This is a genomic window from Nocardiopsis quinghaiensis (genome assembly GCF_008638365.1).
Taxonomy (GTDB): domain Bacteria; phylum Actinomycetota; class Actinomycetes; order Streptosporangiales; family Streptosporangiaceae; genus Nocardiopsis; species Nocardiopsis quinghaiensis.
This window is the reverse complement of record NZ_VWVU01000008.1, coordinates 144,595-156,773: the sequence shown is the minus strand read 5'-3', so window position 1 is coordinate 156,773 and position 12,179 is coordinate 144,595. Positions and strand designations below refer to the sequence as shown.

The window sequence follows — 12,179 nt, the reverse complement described above, 5'->3', positions numbered from 1 at the left end:
GAACATGACGGCAGGCGCACTCGCCAGGCGCGGTTTCAGTGACAGCATCCGGGCCCTGCGGTTGGTGGCGGAGGCCGGTCTGGACGCCCAGACCGACACCGACGTCATCGACGCCCTCGCGGCGGCTCCCGACCCCGACCAGGCCCTGCTCGGGCTGATCCGGGTCCTGGAGTACGACCCCGATCCGGACGAGGTCCTGGACGCGCTGCGCGAGGACCGGGAGTTGCGTGTCCGGCTGTGCCGGGTGCTGGGCACCAGCCCCGCCCTGGCCGACCACCTGGTGCGGCACCCGGGCGACTGGCGGGAGCTGCGGGGCGCCGACGCCGCCCGCTCCCCCGAGCCGGAGGAGATACGCCGCGGGCTGCTGCACACCGTGGGCGCCGACCCCAACGGCCCCGTGCCGGTGGCCGACCCCGCCGTGTCCGAGGACGGGTCCGCCGCCGCCCTCCGGCACCTCCTGCGCGTGGCCTACCGCAGACGGGTGCTGCGCCTGGCGGGGCGGGACCTGACCGGCCTGTGCACGGTGGACGAGGCCGCCTCGGAGCTGGCCGACCTGGCCGCCTCGGTGCTGGACGCGTCCCTGGCGGTGGCGCGCGCCGAACATCCCGAGGACGCGGCGCTGTGCCGCCTGGCGGTCATCGGCATGGGCAAGTGCGGCGGCCGGGAGCTGAACTACGTCAGCGACGTGGACGTGGTGTTCGTGGCCGAGCCGGTCGGGGAGCCGGGCTCCGACGAGCCGGTGGACGACCAGGCCGCGATGCGCGCGGCGACCCGGCTGGCCACCGCGATGATGCGCGTCCCGTCGGAGACCGACGCCGAGGGCACCCTGTGGGAGGTGGACCCGGCGCTGCGTCCGGAGGGGCGGAACGGGCCGCTGGTGCGCCCGTTGTCGGGGCACCGCGCCTACTACGAGCGCTGGGCCAAGACCTGGGAGTTCCAGGCGCTGCTCAAGGCCCGCCCGATCGCCGGTGACACGGAGCTGGGCAGGGCCTACATGGACGTGATCTCCCCGATGGTGTGGGAGGCCGCTGGGCGCACGGACTTCGTGGAGGACGTGCAGGCGATGCGCCGGCGGGTGGTGGCGCACATCCCGGCCGGTGAGGCCGAGCGGGAGCTCAAGCTGGGGCCGGGCGGGCTGCGCGACATCGAGTTCTCCGTGCAGCTGCTCCAACTGGTGCACGGTCGCACCGACGAGCGGCTGCGGTCGGGCAACACCCTGGAGGCCCTGGGGGTCCTGTCCGAACACGGGTACGTGGGGCGCCGGGACGCGTCCGGGCTGGCCGACTCCTACCGGTTCCTGCGGCGGCTGGAGCACCTGCTGCAGCTGGAACGGCTGCGGCGCACGCACATGATGCCCGACTCCGCCGGACCGGAGGGCCCCGAGCACCTGCGCCGTCTGGGGCGGGCCCTCGGGTTCACCGCGGACCCGGTCAGGGAACTGACCGGTGCGCGCCGCCAGGTGTCCTCGGAGGTGCGGCGCCTGCACGAGAAGCTGTTCTACCGGCCGCTGCTCAACGCGGTGGCCAGGCTTCCGGGCGAGGAGGCCCGGCTGTCGCCGAAGCAGGCCAGGGACCGCCTGGAGGCACTGGGGTTCGCCGACCCGGGCGGTGCTCTGCGCCACCTGGAGTCGCTGACGTCGGGGGTGTCGCGGCGGGCGTCGATCCAGCGGACGCTGCTGCCGGTGATGCTGGGCTGGTTCTCCGACTCCCCCGACCCCGACGCGGGCCTGCTGGGGTTCCGCCAGGTGAGCGAGGCCCTGGGCACCACCCCGTGGTATCTGCGGCTGCTGCGCGACGACGTACGGGTGGCCGAGCGTATGGCGTGGCTGCTGGGCACGAGCCGCTATGCGACGGAGCTGCTGCTGCGCGCCCCGGAGGCGGTGGCGATGCTGGCCGACGACGCCAACCTGGCGCGCCGCAGCCCGAGGGTGCTGTCGGCCGAGGCCGAGGCGGCGCAGCGCCGGTACGACACGGCCGAGGAGTCGGTGGCGGCGGTGCGCGCCCTGCGCCGCCGCGAGCTGCTGCGCACGGCCGCCGCCGACCTGCTGGAGGTGTCCTCGATCCAGGAGGTGGGCTCGGCGCTGACCGACATCTCGGCGGTGACCGTCGAGGCCGCGCTGCGCCTGGCGCAGAACCGTGTGGTGGTCGCGTCCGGGCACGAGCCGCTCACGCGGGTGTGCGTGGTGGCGATGGGCCGGTTCGGCGGCGGTGAGCTGACCTACGCCAGCGACGCGGACGTGATGTACGTGCACGATCCCCTGCCCGGGGTGGACAAGAGCGCGGCCACCCAACAGGCGCTGGCGATCGTGCGGGAGCTGGCGCGCCTGCTGGAGATGCCCGCCGCGGAGCCGCCGCTGAAGGTGGACACCGACCTGCGCCCGGAGGGGCGCAGCGGTCCGGTGGTGCGCACGCTGGAGTCCTACGCCGTGTACTACGGGCGCTGGTCGCAGGTGTGGGAGAGCCAGGCGCTGCTGCGGGCCGCACCGGTCGCGGGCGACCCGGGACTGCGGAAGGCGTTCACGGAGCTGATCGACCCCATCCGGTATCCGGCGGGCGGGATCGACTCCTCCGCGGTGCTGGAGATCCGCAAGCTCAAGGCGCGGATGGAGGCCGAGCGGCTGCCGCGCGGGGCCGATCCGACGCTGCACACCAAGCTGGGACGGGGCGGGCTGTCGGACGTGGAGTGGGTGGCCCAGCTGACGCAGCTGCGCCACGCCCACGAGTACCCGGACCTACGGACCACGGGCACGCTGGAGGCTCTGGACGCGGCCGTGGCGCACGGGCTCCTGGACGAGGAGGACGGCGAGGTCCTGGGACAGGCCTGGAGGCTGGCGTCGCGGGTGCGCGGGATGGTGATGCTGGTGCGCGGCCGTGGCGGTGACTCGCTCCCCACGGACCTGCGGGTGCGCGCCGCGGTGGCGGGCGCGATGGGCTGTGGCGGCGACGATGCGGACGAGGAGGTGTGGGAGGGCCCCTCCGACCGGCTGACCGATGCCTACCTGCGTACCACCCGCCGGGCGCGCGCGGTCATGGAGCGGGTCTTCTACGACGACTGATGGGTCGGCCGCAGACGTCACCGGTGTGACGCACGCGCCCCCGCGCCAGAGGAGAGCGGGACGCGGGGGCGCCGGGGCCATGAGTGGTCCGGCCCTGGGTGCCGGTCGATGGGTTCTTCGGATGCCGCGGTCGCCCGGGGAGGCCCCGGGCGACCGAACGGATGGCGCCCCGGAGCGGGACGGCGGGGCGCCACGGGTCGTCAGCCGCTGCGCCAGGTGACGGTGTCGGCCGGACCGACGCGGTTGGCGCCGGACTCCCACTCGGCGTTCCCGGCGCCGTCGACCTTGACCAGCTTCCACTCGGTGTCGGCGCCGATGTCGACGGTGCCCGACCACACCGGGTAGTTGGACTCGTCGGTGGACAGCCTCACCCCGTCCGACGGGTTCCAGGAGCCCAGTCCGGGGGTGGAGCCGACCACGTACACCTCCTGGCCGTACCAGGTCTCCACGGTGGCGGAGACGACGCCGCCCTCACCGGGATCGTCGGGGTCAGTGCCGCCGTCGCACTCGGCGGGGTCGCCGCAGACCCCCTCCACATGGATGGCGACCGCGCCGTCGGCCGGGACCTCGGCGCTGACATGACCACCGGAGACGGTGACCGATCCGCTGCCCGCCGCGTTCTCGTACACGCCGTCGGGCACGGCGGTCTGCGCGGTCAGGTTCCAGGTGCCGCTTCCGGCGTTGAAGGCCGCGAAGCCCCGGCCGCCGCGGTCGAAGGCGACGCGGGAGGCGCCGTCAGCGGCGCGCTGGGCGATGCCGGTGCCCTCGGTGGAGGTACGGAAGGCTGCCATGCCCGCCACGGCGCCGTCGCGGTGTTCGCAGACCCAGTCGGCGCTGGAGCAGTCGGTGTCCTCGGTGATCCAGCCGGCGGGGTTGCCGCCGACCTCTCCGACGCTGGGCGGGCCCTCGGTCTGGTTGCCGCCGAAGTCGTAGCTCGACATGACCACGGGGGTGCCGTAGGGATGGGCGAGCATGAAGGCGGTGGCCAGGTAGTAGCGGTCCCCGTCCTTGTAGGTGAGGGTCGGGGTGTAGCGCTGGGTGTCGTGGTTGTCGACGAACACCATGGCCTCGTCGGCGGTCAGGCCGCCGTAGTCGGGCATGTCGACCAGCCCGGCGATGTCGCCCCCGGCGAACCTGCCGGCGAAGTCGTTCTTGAAGTCGAAGTTGGTGACCTTCCCGTACGGGGTGTACGCCGTGTAGGGCACCGTCTGGTCGCCGTAGACCTCGTGGTAGACGTCGGGCTTGCCACCGAAGCCGGGCACGTCGTCGAGACCGCCGAAGACGGCGTCGACGTCGGCCTCGGCGACGTGCTTGGAGGCGTCCACCCGGAAGCCGCCCACGCCCATGGCCACGAGCCCGTTGAGGTAGCGGGTCAGCTGCTCGCGCACGTGCGGGGTGGCCGTGTTCAGGTCGGAGAGCTCCAGGAGCTCACAGTTCTGGACCTCCCACTTGTCGTTCCAGTCGCCGATGGTCTCGTAGCAGGGACCGAAGTCGTCGCGGCCGTAGGAGGCGCTGCCGTCACCGAACAGGTCGGGGTTGGTGTACTTCTCCCACGAGGTCCCGTTGCTGCCGGTGCCCGTCCCGGGCCCGGTCATGTGGTTGATGATGACGTCGGCGTAGATCCGCACGCCGTTGTCGCGGCAGGTGGCGACCATGGCCTCGAACTCCTCGGCGGTGCCGCGCCGGGTGTTGTCGATCTGGTAGGAGACCGGCTGGTAGTCCTGCCACCAGGGGTAGTTGCCGCCCTCGGCGAAGGGGATGACCACGTGTTCCTGGGGCGGGGAGACCTGGACGCCGCCGAAGCCGTTCGGGCCGAGGAAGTCCTCGCACTCCTGGGCTACGGAGTCCCAGTTCCACTGGAAGAGGTGGACGATGGTCCCGCCGTTCTGTTCGGCGGCCGCGACCTCGGCGGGGGCCGGGGCCGCGGGGGCGGCCGTCCCGGGGGCCGCCGCGGCCGGGGCCGCCAGCAGGCCGGCTCCGAGCACGACGGCTCCCGTGAGGGAGGCGAGTCTGCGTCTGTTCATGTTCGCTCCTTGGGGGGAGGGAGTCACACGGCGGGGCGACGCCGCCCCTGCCGCCATTCTCTTGCAGTTATTGCAAGAGTTTGCGTGATCGTGATGAAGGTAACAGACGAGTGCGCCCTTGTGAACAGCCCGTGTCGTCGGAGTGCCGCCTTTCACGCAGCGCGACGAACACCACTCCCACCTGGGTGGACACCGGGCCCAGCAGGGCCTTCGCGGCGAAGACGACCCCGGGGCACCTCCGCCGTGAACTGCGGGGACGCCCGCACCGGCTCCTCGGCTCGAAGCATGAAAAACTTTGCAAGATTACTGAAAGGCACAGAAAAAGCCGGTGGTGGCACGGACCACGGGTTCCGTACCACCACCGGCGGGGGACGGCCCGCGGGGACCGCGCCGGGGACCGCCGGAGGCGGGGACGAGCGGGGGCTACCAGAACACGGCCACGCCGATGTTGAGGACGGCGAGTACGCCCGCGATGACGGCGAGGTTGTTGGCGGGCTTGCGCAGGTTCAGCACGCCCACCACCACGACGGCCAGCGTGATCACCAGCTTGACCGCGATCTTGACGTGGTCCATCTCGGCGAGGTCGGCCATCTCGGCGATCCCGACCAGCAGCAGGCCGGTGACGAGCTGGAGCAGGGAACTGTGCAGCAGGACCTTGGCCGACTTGGCGTTACCGGTCATGACCTGCATGAGGAAGCCCGCCAGGATGCCCGCGAGACCGAGCATGTGCAGGAAGACGAGCGCGGAGTAGAGGATGTCCATACCGGAACGTTACTACGCCTTGTAGTCATTGATCCGCCTCGGCGGCCCGGCGGCACAGCACACCCGGCGGCGCCGATCCGGGCCGTGCGCCGGAGCGGCGCGGTGCACGCCCCGTTCCGGTTCACCCGCGCCCCGAAGCGCTCCTCCGCCGCCACAGCATCCAGGCCAGTCCGGCCAACAGGGCCACCCCCGCGGCCCTCAGCAGGCCGTCGCGGTCCATGTACTCCGACATCCGCCCCGCCACGGTCGTCTCGGTGACGACCACCGCGTCACTCGCGCACATGGCCGGTTCGGAGTCGCGGTCCAACAGCAGGCAGGCGGTGCTCGTCAGACGCTCTCGTCCCCTGGCCTCCTCCGGCACCCGCACGCGTACCGTGTACACCGACTCCTCCCCCGCCGGCACGGCGACCTGCCAGTTCACGATGCCGTCCTTGACCACCCCGTCACCGCCGACCTCCACGATCTCCAGGGATCCAGGGACGTGCTGGGCGAGCAGGGCGCCCTCCACGGTGCCACCGTCGCCGTTGGCCAGGGTGGTGCGCAGCGTGAACTCCCGCCCCGGGCTCGACGGCTGCGCGCCCGCGTCCAGGGTCAGACCCATCCCGGCCGCCGGATCGGCCCCGCCCGCGAGCCGGGTCCGCGGCGCCCCTCCGGACCCGTCGTCCTCGGCGAGTGCCGGGGCGGCGAGCACCCCCACCGCCACCAGTCCGGCCGCGACCGCTCGCCCGTACGCCGCGTTCCGCCAGTTCTTCCGGACCGTTCCCGTCATCCCGCGCCTCCCACGTGTTCACGTACCGACACCCTTAGACAACTATGAGTGATCACAGAAGTGCATGCGGTGACACGCCCTCGGGCCGCAGGACTCGGGGCCGGGCGGCTCCGCCCCCGGGGTTCTTAGGGCGATACGTGTCCTGTTCCACCCCGGGACGGGGATTCCTCCCCATGTGCACCTCAGGGTCTTAGGGCGATCGTGGACACCAGACGGCGGGGACACGGGGTCCGCGCCCGAGGAGGGGGAGAACACCGTGTTCCACACCGAACTGATGAACGCCAACGCCCGGGCGATGACCGAGCAGCGCGCCCGCGAGACGCAGAACCTGCGGGCGGCCCGCCAGGCCCGCGCCGATGCGCGCGCACGGCGCAGGCGGGAGCGCGCGCAGCGCAGGCGGGAGCGCCGCGAGCGCCATCACCGCCCGCGGCGGAAGCGGGGGGAGTACGGCCGGGCCGTCTGAGCTCCGGCGTGCGGCCCCGGAGCCACCTGCGATGTCAGACCTTGTGGTCATAATGAGCACCATGCCCGTTCTTGTCGAGAGCAGTACCGTGTTCGTGGGCCGTGGGCCCGAGCTCCGACTCCTCCGGGACCACGCCGGGCGCTCGCACACCGAGGCGCCCGGAATGGTCCTGGTCGGCGGCGACGCGGGTGTCGGCAAGAGCCGCCTGGTCGGCGAGTTCGTCTCGGCCCTGCCCCAGGGATCGGTGTTCGTCGGCGGCTGCCTCCAGCTCGGCGTGGACGGACTGTCCTACGCTCCCTTCACCGCCGTCCTGCGCCAACTCCTGCGCGAGCGCGGACGGGAGGCCTTCGAGACCGCCGCGCCCGGCGGAGTGGGCGAGTTCGCCCGGCTCCTGCCCGAACTGGGCGAGGTGTCCGTCCAGCGCCCGGAGAACCGGGGCATCCTCTTCGAGCAGGTCCTGCGCCTGCTCGACCAGGCCGCCGAGGACGGCGGTGTCACCGTGGTGCTGGAGGACCTGCACTGGGCCGACGGCGCCACCCGCGACCTGCTCGTCTTCCTCGCCCGCAACCTCGACCTGCCGGGCGTACAGATCATCGCCACCTACCGCAGCGACGACCTGCACCGCACCCATCCGCTGCGCCGTCTGCTCCCCGAACTGCGGCGCGTACCCGGCGTCGAGGCGCTCGACCTGGCACCGCTGAGCCGCGACGAGGCCGGCGCCCAGGCCGCCGCGATCCGGGGCACGGCGCTCACCCACCACGAGATGGACGAGCTCTACCGGCGCACCGAGGGCGTCCCCCTGTTCGTGGAGTCGTTCGCGGAGTCGGTCGGCGACCCCGCCGGTGACGGCCACGACGTGCCCGACCAGTTCCGCGACCTGCTCCTGGAGCCTCTGCACCGGTTCGACGACACCGCCATGTCGGTGCTTCGCGTGGCGTCGGTCGGCGCGGTCTCGGGCAGCATCGAGCACGAGATGCTCTACCACGCGGCCGGTCTGGCCGAGCGCGAACTGGAGCCCGCCCTGCGCACCCTGGTGGACGCCAACGTGCTGCGCGCCGACCGCACCGGGTACCGCTTCCGGCACGCCCTGCTGCGCGACGCCGTGCACGGCGAGCTGCTGCCCGGTCCCCACGCACGGCTGCACATGCGCTTCGCCCAGCTCATCGACGAGTACCCCGACTCCGTTCCCCCCGACCGGCGGGCCGCCGAACAGGCCCACCACTACAACGCCGCGCAGGAACTGCCCAGCGCCCTGCAAGCCGCTTGGTGGGCGGCGGTCCGCGCGGGCGACACCCTCGCCTACGGTGAGGAGCTCGACATGCTGGAGCGGGTCCTGGCCCTGTGGGACCGGGTACCCGACGCCCGAAAGCGGGTGCGGGGCCTGACCTGGGCCGAGGTGGTCAGCCGTGCGTCGGGGGCCGCCGTGGAGGCGGGCCGTCCCAGGCGCGCCCTCGAACTCGCCGACGAGGCCCTGGCCACCCTGTCCGAGGACGACCGGGACGACCACACGCTGATGGTGCGTGCGTGCCTGCTGCGCCGCCGCGGGCTGGCACGCGCCGAGGAGGCCTGCGGCAGCGGGATCATCGACCTGGTCACGGCCCTGGAGCTGCACCCGCCGCACATGCCGGGGTACGGCATGCTGCTGTCCATCCTGGCCAGGGAGAGCATGGTCCACCGCGGCGACCGGCGCGGGACCCCCGGACAGGAGCGCCTGAAGGAGCTGGAGAGGGCCGGAAGGTCCACGCGCGCACTGGCGGAGGAGGCCATCGCACTCGCCGTTTCCGCCGGCCAGGAGGACATGTGCGCGGCCGCCGACGCCCGCATCACCCTGGGCCGGCTCCACATGGACTCGGGAGACCTGGACGGGGGCCGTCCGCTGATCGAGGCGGCCATCGGCTACGCCGCCGAGATCTCCGATCCCTCCCTGGAGGCGCGCGGAGCGGGCAACCTGGGCCACTTCCTCCGCGAACTGGGCCACCACGAGGAGGGTCTGGCGGTGCTGGAGGAGTCCCTGGCCCGGCACGAGGCGATGGGCTGGGCGTCCGTCCACAAGACCTTCAACCACCAGAACCGCGCGGAGATCCACTTCGAGCTGGGCGACCTGGCCGAGGCGCGGCGGATCGTCGAGGCGGTCCTGCGGACCCACCCGCTCAGCAAGCACCGCTACTACGTCGACGCGGTGCTGGCCCGGGCGGCCGCCGCCCAGGGAGACCTGGCCGCCGCGCGTCGGGCCATGCGGGTGCCGGAGCGGTCGGACGCGCTGGCCTCGCAGCGGATGAACATCGTTCAGCTGTCCCTGCTGGCGCTCCTGGAGACGGACCTGGCCGCGGGCGCGGTCGACGACGCGCTCACACTGTCCGAGCGGACCCTGGAGCGGCTGGTCCTGGAATCCGCGCACGGGTACACGTGGCCGATGGCGGACGTGATGGCCGAGGCCGCACGGCTGGGCACGGTTTCCGGGCGCCCCCACGAGACGGTGGAGCCGGCGCGCCGGGTGCGGGTCCTGGTGGCCGACCTGGTGACGCTGATACCGGCCCACGGAACGGTGCAGCAGGCCTACCGGGCGTCCGTGTCGGCCCGGCTGGCGGCGGTGGACGGCGCGGAGCCCGCCCCGCTGCTGGAGCGGTGGACGGCGTCGGTGGAGGCTTGGGAGGCCACGCCCATGCGGCTGCACCTGGCGCAGGCCCGTCTGCGGGCAGCCGAGGCGGCGGTGGCGGCCGGGGACCGCGGCCGGGCCCTGGAGTGGGTGCGGCGGGCACACGCGGCGGCCGAGGAGTGCGGGGCGGTACCGTTGGCCGACGCCGCCGCCGACCTGGCACGCAGGATGGGATCCGGCCTGGTGGGGGGCGTGGCCCCGCCCGCGGCACCGGCCGGGCTGACTCCGCGCGAGGCGGAGGTGGCGCGGCTGCTGGTGGTGGGCAGCGCCAACGCCCAGATCGCCGAGCGGCTGTTCATCACGCCCAAGACCGCGAGTGTGCACGTGTCCAACATCCTGGCCAAACTCGACGTGCCCAACCGTGCGGCCGCCGGGGCCCGGCTGCGGGAGCTGGGGCTGGCCTAGGGACGGCCGGGTGCCCCTCAGACCGTCCAGCGGTTGGTGATGGGCAGCCGCCGGTCCCGGCTGAGGTTGCGCGAGCTGATCTTGGTGCCCGGAGCGGACTGGCGCCGCTTGTACTCGGCGCGGTCCACCAGGCGGATGACCCTGCGCACCAGCTCGGGGTCGTATCCGGCGAAGACCAGTTCGGCCTCTCCCTTGTCCGTACCGACGTAGGCGTCCAGGACGGCGTCGAGCACCGCGTAGTCGGGCAGGGAGTCGGTGTCCACCTGCTCGGGGCGCAGTTCGGCGCTGGGCGGTTTGGAGATGGAGTTCTCCGGGATGGGCGGGGTCTGGTCCAGGCGGACGGCCTCGTCGTTGCGCCAGCGGGCCAGCTCCCAGACCAGGGTCTTCCAACAGTCCTTGATGGGCGCGAACCCGCCCACGGAGTCGCCGTAGAGGGTGGAGTAGCCGGTGGCGACCTCGCTCTTGTTGCCGGTGGCCAGGACCAGGTGGCCCTCCTCGTTGGACAGGGACATCAGCAGGGTGCCGCGCACACGGGCCTGGAGGTTCTCGGCGGCCAGTCCGGTGAGCGGAGCGCCCACCCCTCCCATGGACCGCGTGAAGGCGTCCACGGCCGAGGCGATGGCGACGGTGCGGGTGGCGAAGCCCTGGCGCCCGGCCAGGTCCTCGGCGTCACTGACCGAGTGCCCGCTGGAGTGCGCGCTGGGCATGAGCACCCCGTGGACCCGGTCCGCGCCGAGGGCGTCCACGGCGATGGTCGCCACGAGCGCGGAGTCGATACCGCCGGAGAGACCGACGAGGGCCGAACCGAAGCCGTTCTTGGCGGTGTAGTCGCGCAGGCCCGTGACCAGCGCCCGGTACACCTCTCCGGTGTCGGAGAGGGGGTCCGGTCGCGGTGTGACGGTGTTGGCCCTGGGCGGGTAGGGAGCGACCGGGTCGGTCGAGACGGTGTGGTGGACGATGCGCATGCGGTCCGCCTCGGCGCCCGCGGCGTCCGGGGCGGTCACGGCCTCGGCCAGGTCGAGGTCGGCGACCAGGAGGGTCTCGGTGAACTGGGGCGCGCGGGCCACGAGCTCGCCCTCGGCGTCCACGACCAGGGAGTCGCCCTCGAAGACGAGTTCGTCCTGGCCGCCGACCATGTTGACGTAGGCCAGGGCGGCACCGATCTCGCGGGCGCGGCGCTGGCACAACTCCAGGCGCACGTCGTCCTTGTGGCGTTCGTAGGGGGAGCCGTTGAGGGAGACCAGGAGCCCCACCCGGGCGGCGCGGGCGGCGGTGACGGGGCCGCCCTCCTGCCACAGGTCCTCGCAGACGGCCAGGCCCACGTCCACACCGCGCACCCGCACCACCGGAAAGGTGTCGCCGGGGACGAAGTTGCGGAACTCGTCGAACACACCGTAGTTGGGCAGGTGGTGCTTGGCGGAGGAGGTGACGACGCCGCCGCGGTGCAGGACGGCGACGGCGTTCTGGGGGGCTCCGGCGGGCTGTCCGTAGCGGGCGCCCGGGCCCTCGCGGCGGGAGAGGTAGCCCACGACGACGGGCAGCTCGCCCAGGCCCGCCTGGGCCAGGTCGGCGGCCAGGTCGCGGGTGGCCTTGACGGAGGCCGACACGAAGGAGTTGCGCAGCGCCAGGTCCTCGACCGGGTAGCCGGTGACGACCATCTCGGGGAGGACGACCAGGTGGGCGCCCTCCTCGGCGGCCCGGCGCGCGGAGTCGACGACGATGGACCGGTTTCCGTCCAGGTCGCCCACGGTGGGGTTGACCTGGGCCAGTGCGATTCTCAGCTGTGCCACGGGGGCGAGCCTAGCCTGCGTGTACCGCGTCGGACCAAGGAGCTTCGTCACACCGCGGGGACCGCGGGCGGGGCGCGGGTCGGGGGGCCCGGTCTCCCGGAGCCGCGGGCGGCGCGGGTCGGTGGGCCGAAGACCCCGGTCGCAGGTCATAATGCGTGTGCGGAGGACGGACCGGGCAGGCTGGTGGGCGTGTGCGGAAATACCCCGGAAATATCCGCACGGCAGACTGGTCCTGGGACACTGTGTCCGGTTCGG

Annotated in this window: 7 protein-coding genes; 3 read left to right on the top strand and 4 right to left on the bottom strand. The window is 73.0% G+C overall.

Features of this window, described 5'->3' with window-relative positions; all coding sequences use genetic code 11:
- The first annotated feature begins 4 nt into the window (after window positions 1-4).
- The gene (locus FYX01_RS17185; protein ID WP_150242570.1) at window positions 5-3,055 is read left to right on the top strand and encodes a bifunctional [glutamine synthetase] adenylyltransferase/[glutamine synthetase]-adenylyl-L-tyrosine phosphorylase; all 3,051 of its coding nucleotides are present in this window, start codon (window positions 5-7) and stop codon (window positions 3,053-3,055) included.
- Between the two features lie 200 nt (window positions 3,056-3,255).
- Here the strand turns inward: FYX01_RS17185 and FYX01_RS17180 are convergent, their stop codons facing one another.
- The 3 genes from FYX01_RS17180 to FYX01_RS17170 form a co-directional block, all read right to left on the bottom strand.
- The gene (locus FYX01_RS17180; protein WP_150242567.1) at window positions 3,256-5,079 is read right to left on the bottom strand and encodes a carbohydrate-binding module family 20 domain-containing protein; all 1,824 of its coding nucleotides are present in this window, start codon (window positions 5,077-5,079) and stop codon (window positions 3,256-3,258) included.
- 423 nt (window positions 5,080-5,502) lie between these two features.
- Window positions 5,503-5,841: a hypothetical protein gene (locus tag FYX01_RS17175; RefSeq protein ID WP_150242565.1), complete on the bottom strand. Its 339-nt coding sequence runs from the start codon at window positions 5,839-5,841 to the stop codon at window positions 5,503-5,505.
- Between the two features lie 121 nt (window positions 5,842-5,962).
- The gene (locus tag FYX01_RS17170) at window positions 5,963-6,610 is read right to left on the bottom strand and encodes a hypothetical protein (protein ID WP_150242563.1); all 648 of its coding nucleotides are present in this window, start codon (window positions 6,608-6,610) and stop codon (window positions 5,963-5,965) included.
- A gap of 256 nt (window positions 6,611-6,866) precedes the next feature.
- On the opposite strand from FYX01_RS17170, the gene FYX01_RS17165 reads away from it, so the two are divergent.
- Entirely contained in the window at window positions 6,867-7,073 is a 207-nt protein-coding gene (locus FYX01_RS17165) for a hypothetical protein (protein WP_150242561.1), read from the top strand.
- A 61-nt stretch (window positions 7,074-7,134) separates the two neighbouring features.
- Window positions 7,135-10,134 carry an ATP-binding protein gene (locus tag FYX01_RS17160; RefSeq protein ID WP_150242559.1) on the top strand — a complete coding sequence of 1,000 codons (3,000 nt, stop codon included), beginning with the start codon at window positions 7,135-7,137 and terminating at the stop codon, window positions 10,132-10,134.
- Between the two features lie 17 nt (window positions 10,135-10,151).
- Here the strand turns inward: FYX01_RS17160 and FYX01_RS17155 are convergent, their stop codons facing one another.
- On the bottom strand, window positions 10,152-11,924 hold the full coding sequence (locus FYX01_RS17155; protein ID WP_150242557.1) for an NAD+ synthase: 1,773 nt from the start codon (window positions 11,922-11,924) through the stop codon (window positions 10,152-10,154).
- Between the last annotated feature and the right edge of the window lie 255 nt (window positions 11,925-12,179).

Bases quoted from the DNA above. Each gene is read 5' to 3' on its own strand.
- FYX01_RS17170 (WP_150242563.1), bottom strand. From the start codon at position 6,610: ATGACGGGAACGGTCCGGAAGAACTGGCGGAACGCGGCGTACGGGCGA.
- FYX01_RS17185 (WP_150242570.1), top strand. From the start codon at position 5: ATGACGGCAGGCGCACTCGCCAGGCGCGGTTTCAGTGACAGCATCCGG.
- FYX01_RS17160 (WP_150242559.1), top strand. From the start codon at position 7,135: ATGCCCGTTCTTGTCGAGAGCAGTACCGTGTTCGTGGGCCGTGGGCCC.
- FYX01_RS17175 (WP_150242565.1), bottom strand. From the start codon at position 5,841: ATGGACATCCTCTACTCCGCGCTCGTCTTCCTGCACATGCTCGGTCTC.
- FYX01_RS17180 (WP_150242567.1), bottom strand. From the start codon at position 5,079: ATGAACAGACGCAGACTCGCCTCCCTCACGGGAGCCGTCGTGCTCGGA.